General features: G+C 39.1%; 17 protein-coding genes. 5 read left to right on the top strand and 12 right to left on the bottom strand.

Annotated elements, in window-relative coordinates:
- The first annotated feature begins 5 nt into the window (after window positions 1-5).
- On the top strand, window positions 6-944 hold the full coding sequence (locus SanaruYs_RS00090; protein WP_127120476.1) for a PorP/SprF family type IX secretion system membrane protein: 939 nt from the start codon (window positions 6-8) through the stop codon (window positions 942-944).
- On the opposite strand, the gene ppk1 is transcribed toward SanaruYs_RS00090, so the two are convergent.
- Both ppk1 and gyrB read right to left on the bottom strand, forming a co-directional pair.
- A complete protein-coding gene (gene ppk1 / locus SanaruYs_RS00085; RefSeq protein WP_127120475.1) occupies window positions 941-3,067 on the bottom strand; it encodes a polyphosphate kinase 1 in 2,127 nt (708 codons plus the stop codon). The two genes, SanaruYs_RS00090 and ppk1, sit on opposite strands and share 4 nt — an antisense overlap.
- Before the next feature lie 41 nt (window positions 3,068-3,108).
- Window positions 3,109-5,064: a DNA topoisomerase (ATP-hydrolyzing) subunit B gene (gyrB, locus tag SanaruYs_RS00080; RefSeq protein ID WP_127120474.1), complete on the bottom strand. Its 1,956-nt coding sequence runs from the start codon at window positions 5,062-5,064 to the stop codon at window positions 3,109-3,111.
- Window positions 5,065-5,191: 127 nt separating this feature from the next.
- Here gyrB and SanaruYs_RS00075 point away from each other — a divergent pair, with 127 nt between their 5' ends.
- Both SanaruYs_RS00075 and SanaruYs_RS00070 read left to right on the top strand, forming a co-directional pair.
- On the top strand, window positions 5,192-6,583 hold the full coding sequence (locus SanaruYs_RS00075) for a leucine-rich repeat domain-containing protein (RefSeq protein ID WP_127120473.1): 1,392 nt from the start codon (window positions 5,192-5,194) through the stop codon (window positions 6,581-6,583).
- Window positions 6,584-6,648: 65 nt separating this feature from the next.
- Window positions 6,649-7,128, top strand: a complete 480-nt coding sequence (locus tag SanaruYs_RS00070) for a YybH family protein (RefSeq protein ID WP_127120472.1) — start codon at window positions 6,649-6,651, stop codon at window positions 7,126-7,128.
- 12 nt (window positions 7,129-7,140) lie between these two features.
- Here the strand turns inward: SanaruYs_RS00070 and SanaruYs_RS00065 are convergent, their stop codons facing one another.
- The gene (locus SanaruYs_RS00065; RefSeq protein WP_127120471.1) at window positions 7,141-7,506 is read right to left on the bottom strand and encodes a CoA-binding protein; all 366 of its coding nucleotides are present in this window, start codon (window positions 7,504-7,506) and stop codon (window positions 7,141-7,143) included.
- A 72-nt stretch (window positions 7,507-7,578) separates the two neighbouring features.
- On the opposite strand from SanaruYs_RS00065, the gene SanaruYs_RS00060 reads away from it, so the two are divergent.
- A complete protein-coding gene (locus SanaruYs_RS00060) occupies window positions 7,579-9,459 on the top strand; it encodes a M61 family metallopeptidase (RefSeq protein ID WP_160118549.1) in 1,881 nt (626 codons plus the stop codon).
- Window positions 9,460-9,682: 223 nt separating this feature from the next.
- Here the strand turns inward: SanaruYs_RS00060 and SanaruYs_RS00055 are convergent, their stop codons facing one another.
- The 9 genes from SanaruYs_RS00055 to SanaruYs_RS00015 all read right to left on the bottom strand — a co-directional run bounded on the left by SanaruYs_RS00055 (window position 9,683) and on the right by SanaruYs_RS00015 (window position 19,319).
- Window positions 9,683-10,540, bottom strand: a complete 858-nt coding sequence (locus tag SanaruYs_RS00055; protein WP_127120470.1) for a hypothetical protein — start codon at window positions 10,538-10,540, stop codon at window positions 9,683-9,685.
- 1 nt (window position 10,541) lies between these two features.
- The gene (locus tag SanaruYs_RS00050) at window positions 10,542-10,931 is read right to left on the bottom strand and encodes an ExbD/TolR family protein (protein ID WP_127120469.1); all 390 of its coding nucleotides are present in this window, start codon (window positions 10,929-10,931) and stop codon (window positions 10,542-10,544) included.
- 7 nt (window positions 10,932-10,938) lie between these two features.
- On the bottom strand, window positions 10,939-11,595 hold the full coding sequence (locus SanaruYs_RS00045) for a MotA/TolQ/ExbB proton channel family protein (RefSeq protein WP_127120468.1): 657 nt from the start codon (window positions 11,593-11,595) through the stop codon (window positions 10,939-10,941).
- An 87-nt stretch (window positions 11,596-11,682) separates the two neighbouring features.
- A complete protein-coding gene (locus SanaruYs_RS00040) occupies window positions 11,683-12,447 on the bottom strand; it encodes a hypothetical protein (RefSeq protein ID WP_127120467.1) in 765 nt (254 codons plus the stop codon).
- A 74-nt stretch (window positions 12,448-12,521) separates the two neighbouring features.
- Window positions 12,522-14,171, bottom strand: coding sequence for a porin family protein (locus tag SanaruYs_RS00035; RefSeq protein ID WP_127120466.1), 1,650 nt, complete (start codon window positions 14,169-14,171; stop codon window positions 12,522-12,524).
- 11 nt (window positions 14,172-14,182) lie between these two features.
- On the bottom strand, window positions 14,183-17,212 hold the full coding sequence (locus SanaruYs_RS00030) for a tetratricopeptide repeat protein (RefSeq protein ID WP_160118548.1): 3,030 nt from the start codon (window positions 17,210-17,212) through the stop codon (window positions 14,183-14,185).
- A gap of 56 nt (window positions 17,213-17,268) precedes the next feature.
- Window positions 17,269-18,291 carry a DNA polymerase III subunit delta gene (gene holA, locus SanaruYs_RS00025; protein WP_127120464.1) on the bottom strand — a complete coding sequence of 341 codons (1,023 nt, stop codon included), beginning with the start codon at window positions 18,289-18,291 and terminating at the stop codon, window positions 17,269-17,271.
- A complete protein-coding gene (locus tag SanaruYs_RS00020) occupies window positions 18,291-18,851 on the bottom strand; it encodes a rhomboid family intramembrane serine protease (RefSeq protein WP_246011797.1) in 561 nt (186 codons plus the stop codon). The genes holA and SanaruYs_RS00020 overlap by 1 nt, the downstream gene beginning before the upstream one ends.
- Window positions 18,852-18,854: 3 nt before the next feature.
- On the bottom strand, window positions 18,855-19,319 hold the full coding sequence (locus SanaruYs_RS00015; protein ID WP_127120463.1) for a hypothetical protein: 465 nt from the start codon (window positions 19,317-19,319) through the stop codon (window positions 18,855-18,857).
- Between the two features lie 99 nt (window positions 19,320-19,418).
- Here SanaruYs_RS00015 and SanaruYs_RS00010 point away from each other — a divergent pair, with 99 nt between their 5' ends.
- A complete protein-coding gene (locus SanaruYs_RS00010) occupies window positions 19,419-20,780 on the top strand; it encodes a sigma-54-dependent transcriptional regulator (protein ID WP_127120462.1) in 1,362 nt (453 codons plus the stop codon).

Raw genomic sequence — 20,780 nt, 5'->3', positions numbered from 1 at the left:
ACGACATGTTAAAAGGACTTAAATTATTTTTTATAGGCATACTGTTGAGCATATCTTCTTATGCTCAGCAGTATCCTGTTTTTACCCAATATTATTTCAATGAACTGGTCATCAATCCTGCGTATGCTGGTAACCACGTACAGTTCAGTGCCAGCACCAGCTATAGAAACCAATGGGTTAATTTTCCTGGTGCACCCAAAACAGTTTCATTCAGTGGTCACTCATCATTTTGGAATGGTCGCATAGGCGTTGGTTTGCTGGTTAATCATGATGAGATAGGTAGCTATAAGAATGATAACGTATACCTGATGTACTCCTATAATATCAGGTTTCCCAAATCCACCTTTGCCATGGGCTTGCAAACAGGATTTAATATGTTGGGTGCCGATTTCAGTCAGTTAGATCTTCAGAATCCTGATGATGCCTCCTTCAATGCTTTTCTTAGAGAGGTGAAGCCAAATTTTGGTGCCGGGGTTTATTACAATCGGAAAAACTTCTTTGTAGGACTTAGTGTTCCATTTATTTTAAATAACGCTGTTGCCACCACTTTTGAAGGGCTATTAAATGAGATCAAAGAAAGAAGGTATTACTTTTTACGAAGCGGTGCTATATTTCCACTTGGAGCCAGTAAAAATGTAAAAATTAACCCATCTATTTTATTGAGAACGCAAGAAGGTATGGCAGTTAGTTTAGATATCAACAATGCCTTTATTTTTTATGATGCGTTGAGCACTGGTGTATCTCTAAGAAGTGGTGATTCAATTATTACCTTTATAGATCTAAAGTTAAGTGAGAAATTTCACTTTGCTTATTCATACGACTGGACACAATCTGATTTAGCCATTTTTTCGAATGGCACGCATGAGTTCATGATCAACTACAGGGCAAGAATTAATGTAGTCCACAAAAATTTACAATGCCCTAAGTTCTACGATTATCGTTAGAAGAGTTTAGCACTCATCACTATTTCCCGCGTTACATGGAAGAACTCCTTGTGGATATTAAAAGGAGCCTCTCCATTTTGTGCTTTTACAACATAGGTTCCGTCTTCTTTCATTACGTATGAATTCACATTATCGCGAAGGTTATAGGCCAGGTTATTCATGGCCTGCTTGCGTAAAAACTCGTCATCTAACATGAAAAGTGATTCAATGCGTCTATCAAAACTACGAACCATCGCATCGGCACTACCAATGTAAACTTTAGGATTTCCCTCATTGTGGAAATAGTAGATTCTGGAGTGCTCCAGATACTCGCCTACTATCGAAATCACTTGAATATTTTCACTTAGCCCTTTACGTCCCGGACGAAGACAACACATTCCTCGCACAATCAACTTGATTGGAACACCAGCCTGAGAGGCCGCGTAAAGCTCATCGATCAACTCTTTATCCTGTAAAGAGTTGAACTTAATAACAATACCTGACTTCAAACCATTTTTAGCATTCTCCGCCTCCTTACGCACCAGATTGCACAACTGAATACGCATGTCGCGTGGTGCAGTTATCAAATTTCTATAAGCAGAAGGTTGTGAATGGCCCGTAATTACATTAAAGAACTCAGATACATCATTAGCGTAAACGTCCTTAGTTGTTAGCAACCCAACATCAGCGTATAGCCTTGAGGTTGTTTCGTTGTAATTACCTGAAGATAAATGAACGTAACGATACACTTTATCATCTTCGTCTTTACGCACAATCAATAATAGTTTTGTGTGTGTCTTCAGACTATTAACGCCATAAATAACGAAGCAACCTGCCTTTTGCAATCGTTGTGCTTCTCGCAAATTATTCTCCTCATCAAATCTTGCCTTTACTTCAAACAACACAGAAACGTGTTTGCCATTTTCTGCTGCTTTTAAAAGTGCATTAGTAATGCGAGACTCCTTGGCTACGCGGTAAATTGTTATTTTAATGGATAAGGTATGTGGATCGTCTGCCGCCTTCTCAACTAATTCGATAACCGGATCCATAGAATTATAAGGATGATGCAAAAGAATATCTCTTTCTTTTAACACATCGAACAAATCGGCCGTACCCTGCTCTGGAAAATTAAGTGGCTTAACGGGAGCCGGAATTTGGAATCGTTTGCCTTTAAATTCCTTATGTCCGATAATTCGCATAAGCCCTGAAAAATCTATAAGACTCTCTGGTGGTGTTTGTGAAATATTATAATCATCAATATCCCACTGAATTTTCAACAAACGAAGCATCCAAGGGTCTGGATTTTCCTGAATTTCCATACGCACGACCCTACCCGTTCTACGCTGGCGTAACTTGGTTCTTAATTCATCCAGAAAATTAGACTCAATTTCATCTGTTTCGTCTAAAGTGAAATCACCATTACGGTTAATGCGAAATAGATTTACACTTTGAACTTCAATATTTCTAAAAAGGTGATGAACATTATACCTTATAATTTCTTCAACCGGAACAAACTGTATACCACGCTCAGTGGTAATTTCATAAAAGCGTGGCAGGTTATTGGGAACCTGTATAAAAGAAATTCTTAAAGGATTTTGAATTTCTGTTGGCGCTTTGGTTACCACACCAAACAATAAACGATTGTTCATGAGCACCGGAAAGGTGTGATAATTATCAAATACCATTGGTGTAAGCATAGGGAAGATTATACTACGAAAGTATTCATCCACCTGCCTGGCATTTTCTATAGAAAGATTTTTATATGTGCAAATACTAAATCCATTACTCTCAAATAATGGTTTTAATACGTTAACATAATATTCACCCTGTTCTTTCGTGTAGCGTTTTAGTTCTGTAAGCAAATACTTGCGGTATGTCTCCTCACGCAAGCCACTATAATCCACACGCTCTTTACCAAAATCAATATAGTTGTATAAGCTGCCCAGACGAATAGTGCAAAATTCATCGAGATTGGAAGCTGTTATCGACAAAAATTTTAGTCGATCGAAAATACTTCTGTTTACATCCTTAGCCTGATCAAGCACACGGTAATTAAACTGCAACCAACTAAGATCACGACTAATATAGTTACTCTGCTCGATTTGCTGAGTAAGTTTATTGTGTTGTGTCCAAAATTCGCTCATACGCACTGATGGTTAAAGCTTGCAGATTTTCTTGATAGCTGTTAAATATCTATGCGGGCGTATTTGGCATTCTTCTCAATAAAATCTCTGCGTGGCGCAACCTCGTCACCCATTAGCATAGAAAATAAATGGTCAGCCTCTGCTGCAGATTCAATACTTACCTGCTTCAATGTTCTTCTGGTCGGATCCATTGTTGTAGACCACAACTGTTCAGGATTCATTTCACCCAAACCTTTATAGCGTTGAATATTGACTGAGTCTTCTTTACCACCTGCTAACTCCAGTATGTGTGCTGCACGTTCCTCTTCTGTCCAGCAGTAGCGTTCTTCTCTTCCCTTCTTAATTAAATACAAAGGCGGTTGTGCGATATATACATAACCGCTCTCTATTAGATCACGCATGTACCTAAAGAAAAAAGTTAGGATTAATGTACGAATGTGGCTACCATCCACATCGGCATCGGTCATGATTACAATTTTATGATAACGTAACTTAACCATGTTCAAGGCTTTGTCATCATCCGCTGTACCGAAGCTTACGCCAAGCGCAGTAATCATGTTCTTGATTTCTTCGTTGTCGTAAATTCTATGTTCTTGTGCTTTTTCGACATTAAGAATTTTACCTCTTAAAGGTAAAATAGCCTGAAAATTACGATCTCTACCTTGTTTGGCAGAACCACCTGCCGAGTCACCCTCCACCAGGTACAATTCGCAAACACTTGGGTCTGAATCAGAACAGTCGGCCAGTTTACCAGGCAAACCGGTGCCCGACAATACATTTTTACGTTGCACCATTTCGCGTGCTTTACGTGCAGCATGGCGTGCCTGAGCTGCTAATATTACTTTACTAACAATTAGCTTAGCCTCCTTAGGATGCTCTTCTAAATAGGTATTAAGGACTTCACCTACAGCCTGATCCACCGCGCCCATAGCGTCAGAGTTACCCAGCTTGGTTTTAGTTTGCCCTTCAAACTGGGGTTCTTGTACTTTAACAGAAATTACAGCAGTTAATCCTTCGCGGAAGTCATCGCCTGTAATATCAATTTTTACTTTTTCTAACAGCCCTGATTTATCTGCATAAGCTTTTAAAGTACGTGTTAATGCCCTTCTGAAACCCGCAACGTGCGTACCACCTTCATGTGTGTTAATGTTGTTAACATAAGACACAAGGTTTTCACTAAAGGATGTATTGTAATTAAGTGCAACCTGAATCGGAATTTCGCTTTTGTTATTCTCAATGTAAATCGGCTCTGGAATAAGTTTTTCTCTTGTTGAGTCTATGTACTCAACAAACTCACGCAAACCGCCTACTGACAAGAAATGGTTAGTTTTAGCTAAACCATTTTCATCTTTATCGCGCAAATCGGTAAGGTGTATACTGATGCCTGGATTTAAAAATGACAACTCGCGCAAGCGTGTGGCCACAGTCTCGTAATTGTATTCGGTAATTAAAAAAATCGATTTGTCGGGTAAGAATTGAACGGTAGTACCACTTCTATCCGTTTCACCGATAACCCTTACAGAGTATTTAGGTGCACCATGATGATATTCCTGTTCAAATATTTGTCCTTCACGGTAAACAGTAACATGTAGCATGTCTGAAAGTGCATTTACACAGGAAACCCCTACTCCATGCAAACCTCCGGAAACCTTATAAGTGTCCTTATCAAACTTACCACCAGCATGTAATACTGTAAGTACAACCTCTAATGCAGAACGCTTCTCCTTTTCGTGCATGTCGGTCGGGATACCCCTTCCGTTATCTTCAACTGTGACGGAATTGTCTTCGTTAATGGTTACCCTAATGGTATCACAATGTCCTGCAAGAGCCTCATCAATAGAGTTATCTACAACCTCCCATATCAGGTGATGGAGTCCCTTAATACCAACATCGCCTATGTACATGGCCGGGCGCTTACGCACTGCCTCTAACCCCTCTAAAACCTGAATATTGTTTGCTGAATAATTGCTGGATTTCTTATCCTTTTCTTCGCTCATGGTAGATGTCTAAACCTTCAAAATTAAGCTATTTACACGGCATTTTATGCAAGAATAAAGACTAAAAAATGGCATTTTCATCATATTCTGATTTTTTTCAATATCTTCACCTAAACTTTTAGTTGATATGAAGATTTTAGGTATTTCTCTCCTCTTCTCGCTGACTTTTTCAATGCTCCATGCTCAGAAAGTGCAACCAGTTTTTGCTTCTAAAGAAGACTCGGCCAACTACTTCCTCATTCAGGAAAAAATGATGCAGTACCGCCAAAACAAAAGCAGTAAACCCACTGCTGAAGAAGCTGAGCGCATGGATAGTCTTGGAAAAGCATTTGGCGATGCAATGGGTAAAATTATTGCTTTCCGTTACAGCTACGAGATGAGCAAAGGCTTTACTTCATATAAAGATATAAATGTCAGTAATGCTGCAAAAGCCAATAAGGTATCTTTACACGACTATAGCGGAAAGAAATTTCCAAAACATCTTTCATCATGTAGGAACATTGAAGAGTTAGAACTGGTAAATACCAAAATTAAAAGACTTCCCCATTACCTTAAAAAGTTCTCAAAACTAAAGGAAGTAAATATTCTGAATAACGTACCCGCTAAAGGCAAATTAGTATTAGCCAAAAATAATTCAGTTAAGGAACTTAATATCCGCACCGATAAGGAAAACACCCTGCCTAACAATTATAAGACCTTTAAAAATCTTGAAACACTTGATCTATCAAAATGTCAGTTGTCCAAGGTACCAACGCTTTCGAAAAACAAGAAGTTGAAAAAACTAGTCTTAATTGAAAACAATCTTACGCTTGGTAATGCAGATCTCTCCCTCCCAATACAATTGGAAGAATTAAACTTACAGAAAAATAAAATTACTGCATTACCACAAAACATAGGTGATCTTACTTCACTTAAAAAGTTACTTTGTAATTATAATAACATAGAAGTACTTCCCTCCTCTATAGGCAAGCTACAAAACCTTGAACAAATCACATTTTATCAGAACAAAATCTCGACATTACCAACAGAATTTTATCAATTAAAAAACCTGAACATTGTCGATTTGTACTACAATAAAATTAATAAACTAGATGAAAAATTAGGTGATTTAACAAAGCTGGAGGTGCTCTATTTATCATTTAACGAGCTAAGCACTCTACCAGAAAGTGTAGGGAATCTTTCTCACTTAAGAGAACTGTATTTACATCATAATAAACTAAGTTATTTACCCAGCAATGTGCAGTCATTAACTAATCTTAGTGTACTTAGGTTAAATGATAATTCATTTGTCGAATTTCCGTCCACTATTCTCAGTCTTCGTAACTTAGAAAACCTTGATTTATCGAAAAATCAGTTAAGAAATCTGCCTGAACAACTAAGTACTTTTGAAAATTTACAGCTACTCTCTATTGGACAAAATCCATGGGAAAACACAGAGGCTATTGAAAATTTGAGCAATTCATTAAAAAATAAGGGTGTTATGGTTCATACTGCCCTAAAGGATGCCTCCGTAAATTAGGTACCAAATACATCCTCGAATGAGAATTTTTCGCTATCTTCATAACAACACTAAAATCCGAAGTTATGAAAGCAGTTCTCACCTTCGTTGTTTTAAGTCTGGCTATACAAGTTGCAGTTGCACAAAAGAAAAAGCCAAGTTCGTCACAAAATGATGTTGAGGCTATTAAGGCCGTCATCGTTAAGGAAACAAAATCCTTTTTTGAAACAGATAAAGATGGTTGGAAATCTTGTTGGCTTCAGGTACCTCACGCCTATTGGAGTTTTGCCGACAGCACTGATGTTAACTATTATGAAGGCTGGCAAAATATAGAAAAAGGCTTCAATGATTACTTTAAAATGTCTAAGCCAGCTAAAGTAGAAATCGAAAATCGTTGGGATCATGTAAAGGTTTATGGCAATGCCGCCTTTGTTCACTTTCGTCAAAAAATTCTGGGCGATGGAATTGAAAGAGATGAACAATCAGAAATCAGAATTCTGGAAAAGGACGGAGAAGGTAACTGGAAAATTATCCATGTTGGTGTAATACGTAAATCTAGCTCATAGTAAAATAAAAACTTAGTACTGGTTGCTGCGTAACATTACCAGCGTGCAAGCTTGTAGTGTTTCTATACCTTTTTCACTTGCTTTTTTCTCAAATTCCTGATTCTCAGTTCCAGGATTAAAAATGATTCGTTTAGGCTTTAAGCCAATCAAATAATCATACCATTCAGGTTGGTGATCAGGCCCTATGTAAAGTGTAATGGTATCTATCCCTTCAACAATAGGCTTTTGCTTTATGTCAAGAATCTCTCGTCCCAACACCTCACCCTTCTTTATACCAACCGGAACAATTTCGTGATTGTAGTCGTTCAACATTTCAGCAGCTAAGTAGGCGTACCTACCTTTATTTGTGGTAGCACCAATAATCATTGTTTTTTTCATCTGTAATTATCAACCGAATTTGCGACTTAACAGTTCAGTTTGTTCATTTACCAAAATATAAAAAGTACAACTATGCGTTTTTTAGTCATTTTACTCTTCTTGCCTGCGCTTGTTTGGGGGCAATCTAAAAATAATTACAACTACACATTAGATCTTACCAAGGTTGAAGATGACAAGGTGTATGTAGAGTTGACTCCCCCTGCCATTAAGGAATCGGAAGTCATTTTCTACTTTCCTGAAATGATCCCCGGTACTTATGCCATAGCCGATTATGGCCGTTTTGTATCTAAGTTAGAGGTGTTCGATAAAAAGGGAAAGAAACTTAGTGTGAGTAAGCAGGATGATAATTCCTGGAAAATTAAAGACGCTAACAAAGCTGCTAAAATTACTTATTGGATAGAAGATACTTTCGATACCAAACTGAAAGGCCCTGATGTATTTTGGCCTGCAGGCACAAACATTGAAGAAGGTAAAAACTTTCTGATCAATAGCAGTGGTGTTTTTGGTTATTTCGATGGCTACAAGGATCAAGGTTTTACACTTAATGTAATCCGTGCTGAGAATTTTTACGGTTCAACTGGCCTCATCGCATCAAAGACAGGCGAACCTTTAACAAAGGTATCTAAAGAAGAAAAGGATAATAGTGCAGCTAAACGTGTGGATGTTTTCCAAACAGAAAATTATGATCGTTTGGTTGATTCTCCTATTATGTACAGTGAGCCCGACACCGCTATTATTTACGTTGGTAATACAGAAGTGTTAATTGGTTCCTACTCGCCCACCAAAAAAATTACTGCAAAGGAAATTGCTGCAAATGTGCGTGAAGTACTTATGTCACAAAAGGAATACTTAGGTGGCACATTACCTGTTGATAAATATGCTTTTGTGTTTTACTTCACAGACAGACCTGTTACTTCTTATGGTGCATTGGAGCATTCTTATTCTTCAATTTACTATATGCCCGAAGCTACAATTGGTCAAATGCAGCAACAGCTTCGCGATTTTGCAGCACACGAATTTTTTCATATTGTAACACCGCTCACCATTCACTCTGAAGAAATCGGTAGTTTCGGATTTAACGACCCTAAGATGTCGCGCCATTTGTGGTTATACGAAGGCCTGACTGAATACTTTGCCGGTAATGTTCAAGTAAAGTATAACTTAATTTCACCAGAAGAATATTTACAGATCCTACAAGAGAAAATGTTTACGGCAGAAGGCTTTAAAGACAACCTTCCTTTTACAGAATTGAGTTTAGGTGCGCTTGATAAGTATGCCGACCAATATTACAACGTTTACCAAAAAGGCACTTTAATATCGCTGTGCCTTGATATACAATTGCGCAAGTTGTCTGACGGAAAATATGGTATGCAAAACCTGGTGGCTGATTTGGGTAAAAAATATGGGGTGAGTAAATCTTTTAAAGATGAATCCTTATTTGCTGAGATTACCGCAATGACTTATCCAGAGATTGGTGAATTTCTAAACACTTACGTAGGTGGACCTGAATCGTTACCGTTAAAAGAAACCTTCAATATGGTTGGTGTTGAATATGAAAAAGAAAGCGTAACAGCTGAATATTCACTAGGATTAGAGCAAGCGGCTATTGCAATAAATCAATATGAAGGCAAACCAAAATTAGCCATTGGCAATGAAGATGCTGTAAACGGACAAGGTAAAGCCCTGGGCTTTAAAAATGGTGATATCATTCTTAAAATAAACGGAGAAGAAGTACCTGACTTAGGCCCTGAAGTAGGCACTTTTATTCAAGCACAACAACAAAAGTTAGGAGAAGGAAAAACCATTAGCTATACCGTTGTTCGTAAGAATGAGGTGGTCGAATTGTCTTCGCCTTGTATATTGGCTGAGCGTACACGCAAACATTTACTGCGCTTTATGCCATCGCCAACTGATGAGCAGTTAGCCTTAAGAAAGGCCTGGCTGCAACCTTAATCAATAAGAGGTCCTTAATGAACTGATAATAACAAACCCTGTGTTTAATCCGAAGCCTCGGAAAGATCACAGGGTTTGTTTTTTTTAATGCATTTGACATTGTTTTATTGAAATGGGACTGATCAGTTTCTTGTAAGATTCGATAGTTCTTAATCCACTGAGTATCCATAATCAGAAAGTATTCTGGTTCTAGATGAAGAAATTAATAATGTATTTAGTGAAATTACTTAGAGCGAATTACAAAAGTTATTCTACCTGTTGACTCAGTAGGAACATTCGAACCAGTTTTAGAGAATGTCAGTTTTTCAATTTCTGCTCTGCATATTCTGGCGGCCTCTGGGCCAACGGCATTTTCAATTACATCAATCTTAGTTATTTCACCGTCTTCATTCACTTTTATCTGGAAAACAATTTTTCCTCCTTGCGCATTATCCGGAATGGCGGGCTTAGGCACTGCATCCCATTTCCAACCTGCTAAATCCAAACTTGAACCACCATCGCCTCCACCCTGCTTACCATAAAGCGCATTAGCATCAATAGAACCTTTAGGGTCTCCTTTGTCACCGGTTTTTCCGGCATCATCTCCTTGGCTTGTCGGTTTACCAGTCTTATCTGTCGCATTGGTGGCATCTTCTTTAGGTTTGTAAGTGGCCTTAGGTTCTTCTTTCGGCTTTTCCTCGGTCTTAACAGGCTCTGTTTTCTTTTCTTCCTTCTTAACTTCTTTTACCACCTCTTTGGGTGTCTCTTTTGTTTCTTTTACCGTAACAGGGCTTTCTGTTTTACTAACAACTTCAGCTGGAGTAGGAACAGTTTCTGCAGGTGCTTCATTTTGCTCAGGCGTTGGGGCAGCAGCATCTTCCTGACTTTCGGTTTCTTGAGAACCCACGGGTTCTTCAGGTTGAATGTCGCCTCCACCCTGGGTATCCATACCAAAGTTTAGTTCAATACCATACTCAGGTAAAGGGGGATTGGGCGCTCTCCAGGCTGCAACAAACAGTAATAAAACCAACACAAGTCCATTAATTATAATCGTTGTAATGGCCGCAATACGTTTGTTTTTCTTTTCTTCCTGAGAAACCATACTATTTTGGTTTAGTCGCTACGACAACTTTTGCTTCTAGTGATGTAGCAATACCGGCTACGTATACGCCATGTTCCCACGGCACGTCTTTATCTATATGCAACACCACAGAGCCATTGGCTCCTCCTAACTGACTTTTCAATTCTCCTTCCAACATCGCTTTGGATATCTTCTTCTCGTTTACGAAGTATTCAAGGTCCTTGGTTACCGTAACAGAAACCTTCTGTACCTCAATGGTGCTGGCCGCACTGCTTGGTAAGTTCACGGGTAAACCCGATGGCGTAATAAAGGAAGATGTAAGCATGAAAAAGACCAGCAACAGAAAGATAAGATCTGTCATGGAGGCCATGTTAAAACTTGCGTCTACCTTTTTCTTGGATCCTAAATTCATTTTCTATTTATCTAGGTTCTTGTAAAAGATCTATAAAGTCAATGGATGTATATTCCATTTTGTGAATAACCTTGGCTACACGTGTAACCAGGTAGTTGTAGGCCAGGTATGCCATAATACCTACAATAAGACCACCAACAGTAGTAATCATGGCCTCGTAAATACCATTTGACAACAATTTAGGGCTTACAGATCCCTCCTCTTGCGAAATTGAAATAAAAGCCTGAACCATACCGATTACTGTTCCGAGGAAACCAATCATAGGTGCGGCTCCTGAAATAGTGGCTAGCGTAGATAGATTTTTTTCAAGCTTGAAGATCTCTAGTTTACCTACGTTCTCAATTGATGCTTCAATGTTTTTGAGAGGACTGCCAATACGCGAAACGCCCTTCTCAATCATTCGCGCTACCGGTGTTCCACTCTGGGCACACAATAATTTGGCACCTTGAATATCGTTGCGCTGAACCAACTCCTTGACACGATTCATAAAGGGTTCAGGATCCATGTTAGCCTTGTTTATAGTGAGTAAGCGCTCAATAAACAAATAGATGGCTGCTATCCACATTAATGCCAGTGGTAACATTACCCAACCTCCCTTTAGTGCTAGGTCTAATACCGAAATAGATTCTGAGGCCGCAACCTCTGTTGTGATTTGTGCTATCATGCTATCGTTCAAAAAATTGAGTTAGTATAAATAAAAAGGCAATCCAACAGTTAAACGCTGGATTGCCTTTTCAGGATTTCAACGTTGTTAATATTTTATTACCCAAAGGCCATCTCCATACTGACCTTTTAAGCCATCGGCTATACTTTGTGCGTTGGCATATGTATCACCTTCAGCAATAGTAAGACGCGAAAACTTTACTTTTCCATAAGGAGGAATGATTTTGCAGTTAACACCACTAGCACTCAGCTCTTTAGCATAATCCATTACAAGATCATCGTCTATCGAGCTGGATATGACCACATAATAACGCTTAGTACGTTCACTTAGTGTTTCAATACTTCCTTCTTTTGGCTTTGCATTCGCTTCAGCCTCAGCTTGAGCCCTTCTTCTTTCTTCGTCTAATCTTTGTTGTTCCTGCAGACGTTCCTGCTCTTTAGCTTCAGCGTCTTTGCGCTTCTTATCTAACAATGCTTTCTCCTCAGCTTGCTGTTGCGGTTTGTAAACAGCAAAGTAATAAGTTGCTGCCAGGGCTAATAAAACAACAACAATAATACCAATAATCTTAGGTGCCATTGAGCTCTCTTCCTTAGGAGGTGTGTAGGTATAAGTTGACTCGTAGCTGCTATGAGAGGTGGTTCCTGTATCAGCGCTTTGGCTACTAGAGCTGTAATGTTCTGTTTTTGTTTGAACTGGTTCAGGTTCAGGAGTAGAAGTTTCCTGGATAACAGGAGTTTCTTCCGTTCGGTCAATAGGTGTATAGTCTATGTCAGGCAAACCAAAGTTGTCATCGGATGAACCCGTAACTTCTTCTGTTGGTTTTTCTTCGGTAGTTTTCTTTCTACGTGCCATGCGTTGGTTTTTTACAATTCCTTAACATACAAAAATAAAGGAATTTATAAGAATTCATACGTATCGAGCAAAAATCAGAAGCTCCAGCTAAAGCCAGCCCTTACCTGCGCCCCTCTTACGGGGTAGTTTAGGTAAAGATTGTAATCACTTGAAAGCAGATTGGCGCCCTGTATAAAGAGTAACAATTTATCTGATACAAAATACTCTGCACGAAGCGAAAAATCGATAGCTGGTTCCAGTGTTACGGCTTTCGCTTCAGCAAAATTGTATGCTTTCATACCACCCAAAAAAGTAACCCCACCTGATAGTTTCAACTTTTGAAAGAAATTATAGGTGCTTTGGAGTGCCACTTTATAGGTTGGTCTATGCCATGCCGCAGATAAAGTATCTGTTACATAATTGAACCAATCTGCACGAAGAGAAATAACGGAACGCTTTGAGACGGCATGATCGATAATCCCATAGAAATTGATACGCTCAGTCGCCTTATCATCATAGCTTAATAAAAACTGAGATTGATCTGTGGCATCATTCGTATAGAAGTATAAGTTACGTAATGAAGCTACAGAAGCACCAACCTCGGCTTTGAAGTTTTTAGCGAATGCAGCTTCTAAACCGGCTTCTAAAACAAAGGCTTCATTAGTGTGCTGTATTAACACATTAGGTGCCAACCAGGGATTTTCAGTAGTAAGTGTGTGTAACGATACCGATCTCATTTGCCCTGACAATGAGGCTTTTGCCAATACTCCTTTAGTTAACTCATATCGTGCATGCGCTTTTGGGTAAAAATGGAAGTCTTTATCCAACGTATCGTTTTCATATGCAACACCAAAACCAACATCAATCAATAATCTGTCAATCGGATTAATGGTATACAACATCTCGGCCTGAAATAAACTACGTGGCTTTGCCTCTACTAACACATCCTTTCTACTGATTAACTGATAGCTGGCATTTGTTATTACTTTTCTGGTGGGTTTAAGGGAATAGGCAGATGAAAAAGAAAGATTGACATCTGATTCTCGTGCCGCATAAGCATCTTGTATATAACCGAAACCTCCTTTTAAATCGTAAACAAACTTACTCTTCGAACCATTGGCAATTGTAGCGCTTAATGAAAAGCGATCGAAATGTTGTCGAATATTACCTGCCTCAATATTTATTGCAGGATCTTGTGGATAACCATAGAAATGCCAAAATGATCTATTGTAGGAAAGATTTACATCTGTCTTAAAAGTATTTCCAAAAGATGCTCCAAATAATGAAAAGCCATAGATACCATTACCAGAGTTTCTGTCATCTACCGGCCCTTTAGCCCACACATCTACTATGGCACTTGCGCCAACCAGTTGCTTAGCACTGCGCTTTGATGTGTAGTATGCCTCCAAATAGGGTGAAGCAAAATTTCCATAACCCGCGCTAAAGTAACCGCGTTTCGCTTCTGGTTCACTCTCCTTCTTCAACTTAAGTGGTTTTACAACAAGGTTTGCAAGTGGCAACTCTACATTAAGTGGTTTGAAACTATAGGTAATGGGTGGCGATATTGGTTCTGAAGCATGTGGTGTTATTTTAGAGAATTTGCGCTCTGCTTCTGGCAATGCAATTTTTCTTTCTTTTACAATTTCAATTTCAACATTCTCCAACTCCCCTGTTGTTTGGGCAATTGCCTGAAAGCTCACACCAAGGCAAACACTTACAACTATATTAATGAAGATACTTTTCATGTTATACATTCTTAATTGTCAGTTTTAACACTGTCCTGCGCTACACCAGCAGCTTCTTGCTTTTCAATCTCTTTTAATTTATTCGCTGCTTCCATTTTAATTGTGGCGATCGGAAAATTATCCACAAGTGATTGCAAGGTTGCCTTGGCTTGAAAAAGATCTTCTTTCGCTAAAAAGTTATCTGCCAGCAATAAAAATGATTTTCCTACCCACTCGTCATAAGCTTTAAAATCGTTGTTCAAGCTCATAAGTGTTTCTATACTCTGCTTATAATCTTTACGTAAAAAGAAAATTGTGCCCAGCAGGTATTTAGCCTCAGCACCATATTCATCTCTTGCGGCATTAAGCGTGTTTAAAAACTCATCTTCCGCTGCATCATAATCGCCTTTTGCCATAGCCGATTTGCCAAGATACAATGAAGCTTTATTCTCAGCTCCTGCGTTGATAGCTGCGCGTTCTATAATTTGTCTGGCATAGTGATCAGAAGAATCGTACTGACCTAATAGGTAAAAGGATTCCATTATTCCAGAAAGTGCTGAGTAGAGATCTTTCTTATTTACAGCAAATCGTTCGAAATAATGGTAATGTGGTACAGCCTCTTCATACCTGGCCAACTTAAAAGAAACATCCGCCAACCTGGCGGCTACCCTTGCAGCAAATTGAAATGTGGTGTACCGCTTTAGTTCTGTATAAACAGGATAGGCCTTATCCCAATCGCGAAGGCGATAATAAGATTCGGCTACATAATAACTTGCTTCAGTTTTTAATACACTCTGCGAATAGGTATTATTAAAATCCTTCAAAGCAACAATAGCCTTATCATATTGCTCATTAAAGTAAAGTTTCTTAGCTGATTCAAACTCCAGCTTCTCCAAACCTTTGCTATCGGGACTTGCTTTTTTAACTGCTGCCAAGTATTGATCAAACTCTGCTGAACGTCCTATCCTGTCAAGCGACTCTTGTAAAGGTAACAACACCTCTTGTGCCATGACATGTGTTGGGTATAAACTGATTAATTTGATATAATCGTCAACTGTATTGTTATAATTCTTCAAATTGAAGTTAGAAGCTGCCCTGCGTGCGTACGCGTAAGGTACATAAGCGGAGGTTGGCTCTGCAGTAATCAGTTTGGATAACCCATCAACGGCTTTTTGATATGCGCCTTGTTCTATATCAAATTGTGCCTTTTGATACAAGGCTTCAGCCAGGTATGATGACGATGGATAATTACTAATCAATAAACTAAATTGATTACTTGAGGCCTCATAGTTGCGTTGCATTCCATAAATCAAACCTGCCTGTAAATAGGCATAGTCCATATCATTGCCTTTAGCATCCTTATACCTGTTGTAAAAGGATAGAGCCTCATCAAAACTTCTGGCAATGAAATGACAATCAGCTAACCTTAACAGACCATCGGCATAATTAGGTGTTTGCTTGCTTGATTTATTAATGAATTCCCTAAAGCTATTCAGTGCCCTTGTATGTTCCTTTTGGTTGTATTGCACATATCCCAAACCATAATAGGCTTGCTGTAACATAATTAAATCGCCCGATCCATTTTTAATACTAAGCTGATAGAAAGGTTCGGCTTCAGAATATTTCTTTTGAATAGATAGCGATTCACCATTCCAAAAAGCGGCTCTTTGTACATACTTTTCATCGCGGGGATAAGCAAGTGATTTTGTAAAATGAGTGATCGCTTCATTGTACTCATCTTTATTAAAAAACTCTGTCCCCTTTAAAAAGGTGGCTTTCTGGTAAGCTTGCTCTATGGCAGGACTTTTATTTGGCAAACCCTGTATATATTCTATGGCTTTGTTATAGTTATTACCATTAACATATGCTTGTGCCAATAATTCTTTGGTCTCGTTCTCGAAGTCTCCTTGCGGAAAAGCTTTCAAATAATATTCAAATTCAAAAATGGCTCTATCAGCTTGTTCTTGATCATACAGTACTTTAGCAAAATTAAATTGAGCTTGTTCTGCCAGTGTTTTGTCTGTCGCTTTTCTGGCGCGGTCGAATGCATTAACAGCATAAGCCTTTTCTCCGGTTTTGAGGTAAACGATACCCAATTGATAGGAAGCCGCAAAGGAAATTTGTTCAGTCGTAATTGCAGCTAGTTCTAAAAGTCTTATAGCTTCTTTTTGATTGCCGGCCTTATCGTTGCAAATACCTGCACGGTACCATATAGCAGGGTCGCCAATGCTTTTATCTGTTAGCGATTGATTGTACTGATCAGCTGCTTTTATGTATTCGCCTTTAGCGTAATGGGCTTCGGCAACAAGTAAGTGAAGCTCCTTCCGGTTTTTTACAGATTCATCTTCACCAACCTTTTCAGCATAACGTAATAATTCATCATACTGACCAAGTCTGTAATAAACACTGGCTATCAAATAGGGAACAATGGTTTTATAGGCTTCATTCGTTTCGGCCTTTTTTAAATCGGTTAATGCTGCATCATATTTTTCTTCAGAGAAAGCAATAAAACCAGCATAATAATTAGCAGCTGCTGTGTAGGCATGCTCACTATATTTAACCTGATTAAAATAAAGTTGTGCATCAGTAAGCTTACGCTCACTAAAGTAGCTATAACCATATTGAAACTTACCCTGCATTTGTTGCTCGGTGGTAAGTTTTACAAAATCAACATCCGAAAAATAGCTGATGGCTTTACTGTATTTCTGTGCTTGATAAAAATACTGAGCCAATTGAAGTTTTGCTACATTAGCTCTTGGATGAGTTCTGTAAGTATCAATAAAAGCTAGGGTTACTGCCTCAGCATCTTTATTACCTAACCTTAAGGCAGCACTCGCTTCACCATAGGCAGCCTCTCCTCTCCTCGAATCAAGCGGTGTACTATTTTTTAAAAAATTCTGATAGGCATTTCTGGCTGCTCCAAAATTACCTTGCTCCATCAGTTCGTTAGCTTTAACAAACATATGGTCTGAGTTACTTTCCGAATAGGCATTTTGTGCAACTACTTGATTCAACCCCGTCAAAGTAAAAATAAAGAGCCCGCAGGCTAAAAATAGTTTCATCCTAAAAGATTGTTTGAGTCTGTACTGCACTAGCAGCTTGTTTATAACTGACATCTTTAACTCAATAATTTGTACACTAGTTCGCGTAATATCTGACCTTCGTCTGCCGAACCTGAATCTACTCCTTTCAATTTCAGATCGGCTTCCTTTAAAAACGAAATATTATTCATTATCTTATCCTGCGGAAATATTCTTAAGGCTTGACTATAGTCGCGGGCAGCATAAGGACTTATCTTCAAGACACTTACCAAACCCTTATCACTTTTATCGCCTGCCTGCGATGCGGCCAACAGTTTACTGAAAAATGAGAATAAAAAGGCTACAATGGGTATCACAGGGTTTTTCTTTGTGTTTTTCTCAAAGTAGTTAACGATACGATTGGCTTGAAGGGTATTCCGACTGACCACCGCCCGCTGCAATTCAAAGATATTATACTCTTTACTGATGCCCACCTGCATCATTACATGCTCGGCTGTTATGCCTCCTGCCGGTACACCACCAATAATCAGCTTATCAAACTCGTTGGCCAGTCTGTTCAGATCATTGCCAATGTATTCGCAGAAAACCTGAACAGCCCTATCATCGATAGCCACTCCTTTTTGTGATGCATAAGCATTTACAAAATCAGGAAGCTGGTTGTCGTAAAGCTTTTTGGTAGTGAGCGCCAAGGCAAGCTTTTCTATATTCTTGCCTAGTTCCTTTCGTTTATCCAGTGATTTATTCTTATGGGCAAAAACCAATACTGTACTAGGTACTGAGTTTTGCAAATAATTAAGCAAGAGTTTACCCCCTGTTTCGTTATTGATATCTTGTATATCCTGTGCTTCCTTTACTATGACTACCTGCCTTTCAGCCATCATCGGAAACCTGCGGGCATGGGTTAAGATGGTAGCCATGTTTACATCTTTACCGTACACAACAACTTGATTGAAGCCTTTTTCAGATTCAGCGAGTACATTTTTCTCGATGTAATCAGAAATCAGATCAATAAAATAGCTTTCCTCTCCTTGCAGAAAGTACACAGGCGCATACTTTCTTGCTTTTAAGTCACTTAGTATTTTCGATACCTGTGCATCCATTACCCAACACGTCTTTTGTTACGAAAGTCAACCGCTGTATAAAACCCTACTAATGCTCCTGCGAAGTGCGCTTCCCACGAAATGGAAGGATCTGTAGGCAAAATGCCGTAAAACACTCCGCCATACATGAGCACAGTAATGATTGATATCAACAGCGACATAAAGTCTCTTCTAAAAATGCCAAAGAAAATCAAAAAAAAGGCAAGACCATAAACTATGCCACTTGCTCCGATATGATTTGCTGGTCTGGCAAATAACCACACGCAAAGATTTGTCCAAAAATATGAACGCAGGAAAACAGTCTGCCCAATGCGCCCATAAAAATAGAAAAGCATGGTACCCAAAAACAGAAGTGGAAAAGTGTTGGAGAGCAGGTGAAGGAAATTGCCATGTAACATCGGGGCAAACAGGATTCCAAATATGCCTCCTAAAGTACGTGGAACTATACCTAAAAGTGCCAGATTAAACTGATAGAGGGCATCCATCAGGAAAACCAACCACATAACAAACACTAAACGCAAGGGAATGGCAGCACTACCCAATAACGTATTCTGCGCCATGAATTAAGAAACCTGGGGGTTTTGAATCATACCTAATTTTATAAACTTAGCTTCTTCTGAGTCAATTGATTTAAGGCCAAGCACACCTCCAGATGAAGATGCAATGCCTTCTGCGATGTCTTTCAGCGAAGCGTAGTACTCATTTGCAAAGCCAGCCGGTATCTTTGACCACAGTTTATTGAGCTCACTAAGTTCAGCAACAATCAACGGACTTCGTTGTGTAGACTCATAAGGGTAGCTTTGAATCAATATCTTCAACTTATCTTCAAAATCTTGGGATAGTTCTTTGAAAAAGGCACTAAGTACACCTGCCCTCTTGTGCTTCTTCTCTGCAAAGCTAATAGCTCCCTTAATCTCCTTTTTATCGATATTACCATCTGCACCAGCAATGAGTATGCAAACCAGAAAAGGTGCTTTAAGCATCAGTTCAGTCTCTGTATCGCTCAATTTGTCAAAGTCTCGTATCATACCAATCAGCTGTTTAAAGTTGGAAAATAAAAGACTCTTTTTAAACTTTTAACTGTAAAAAAAACTGTTTTACTTGAAGGAGTAAATAAACCAGCGCTGATGTACGAAAAAGACCCTGTTAAAATCTTTGTGGTAGAGGATGATCCGGCTTACAGTAAATTCCTCAAATATGTGCTTGGACTCAACCCAGACTTTGATGTTGAGTACTTTACCTCAGGCAAAGAGTGCATACAAAACCTGCATAAGAACCCAACTATCATCACACTTGACTACTCCCTGCCTGATATGCCAGGCGAGAAGGTATTGCATGAAATAATACAGGTTCTTCCAGAAGCTCAGGTAATCATTGTATCGGCACAAGAAAAAATAAGTACCGCGGTAGACCTGATGAAGGCTGGCGCCTACTATTATATACCCAAGGATACTGACGCGAAAGACAGGCTTTTATACACCATAAAGAATGCTCGTGAGAAGGTATCGCAATTGAAAGAGATTGTACACCTAAGAAAAGAGATCTCTGAAAAGTACGACTTTGAGAAGAGTATAATCGGCAGCAGCACTTCTATCAAGAAGATTTTTGACTTGATGGAGAAGGCTGTGAAGACTAACATCTCTATCTCAATTACTGGTGAAACAGGAACCGGTAAAGAGCTGATTGCTAAAGCGATACACTACAGCAGTAAACGTAAAAATAAAGCCTTTGTGGCTGTTAATATTGCAGCAATTCCTCGAGACCTGATTGAAAGCGAATTGTTTGGACATGAGAAAGGTGCTTTTACGGGAGCTATTACAAGAAGGATTGGTAAGTTTGAAGAGGCTGATGGAGGAACCATTTTTTTGGATGAAATTGGTGAGATGGATCCAAACCTTCAAGCCAAACTCTTGAGGGTACTACAGGAACGAGAAGTGGTTAGAATAGGTGGTAATCAGGTGGTAAAGCTGGATGTACGTATTATTGCAGCTACGCACAGGGATTTATCGCTTGAAGTAAAGGAGAATAGATTCAGAGAAGATTTATACTACCGCTTGCTTGGCCTGCCAATCCATCTCCCCCCGCTTCGCGAGCGTGGTAATGATGTGATTATTATTGCAAAGCATTTTCTGGATCATTTTTCGAAAGAGAACCAACTTTCTAAATTCAAGATCACACAGGAAGCACAAGAAAAATTATTACAATATCATTTTCCAGGTAATGTCAGGGAGTTAAAGTCGGTGATTGAACTTTCAGCAGTAATGGCTGAGGGCCAGGAGGTTCGACCCCAGGACATAACCTTTACCAGCAGCAAAGGAATTGACTCACTTCTTAATCAGGAAATGAAAATGGAGGAATATATGTACAGAATTATTCGCCATTACCTGAATAGATACGACAACGATGTGCTAGAGGTAGCCAGAAGACTAGACATTGGTAAGTCTTCCATCTATCGTTACCTGAAAGAGATGGAAGCTGCGGGAATCTAA

The organism is Chryseotalea sanaruensis (assembly GCF_003990915.1).
Classification (GTDB): Bacteria; Bacteroidota; Bacteroidia; order Cytophagales; family Cyclobacteriaceae; genus Chryseotalea; species Chryseotalea sanaruensis.
Note: the sequence above shows the minus strand (reverse complement) of the source record. Positions and strands in the feature narration are given on the sequence as shown.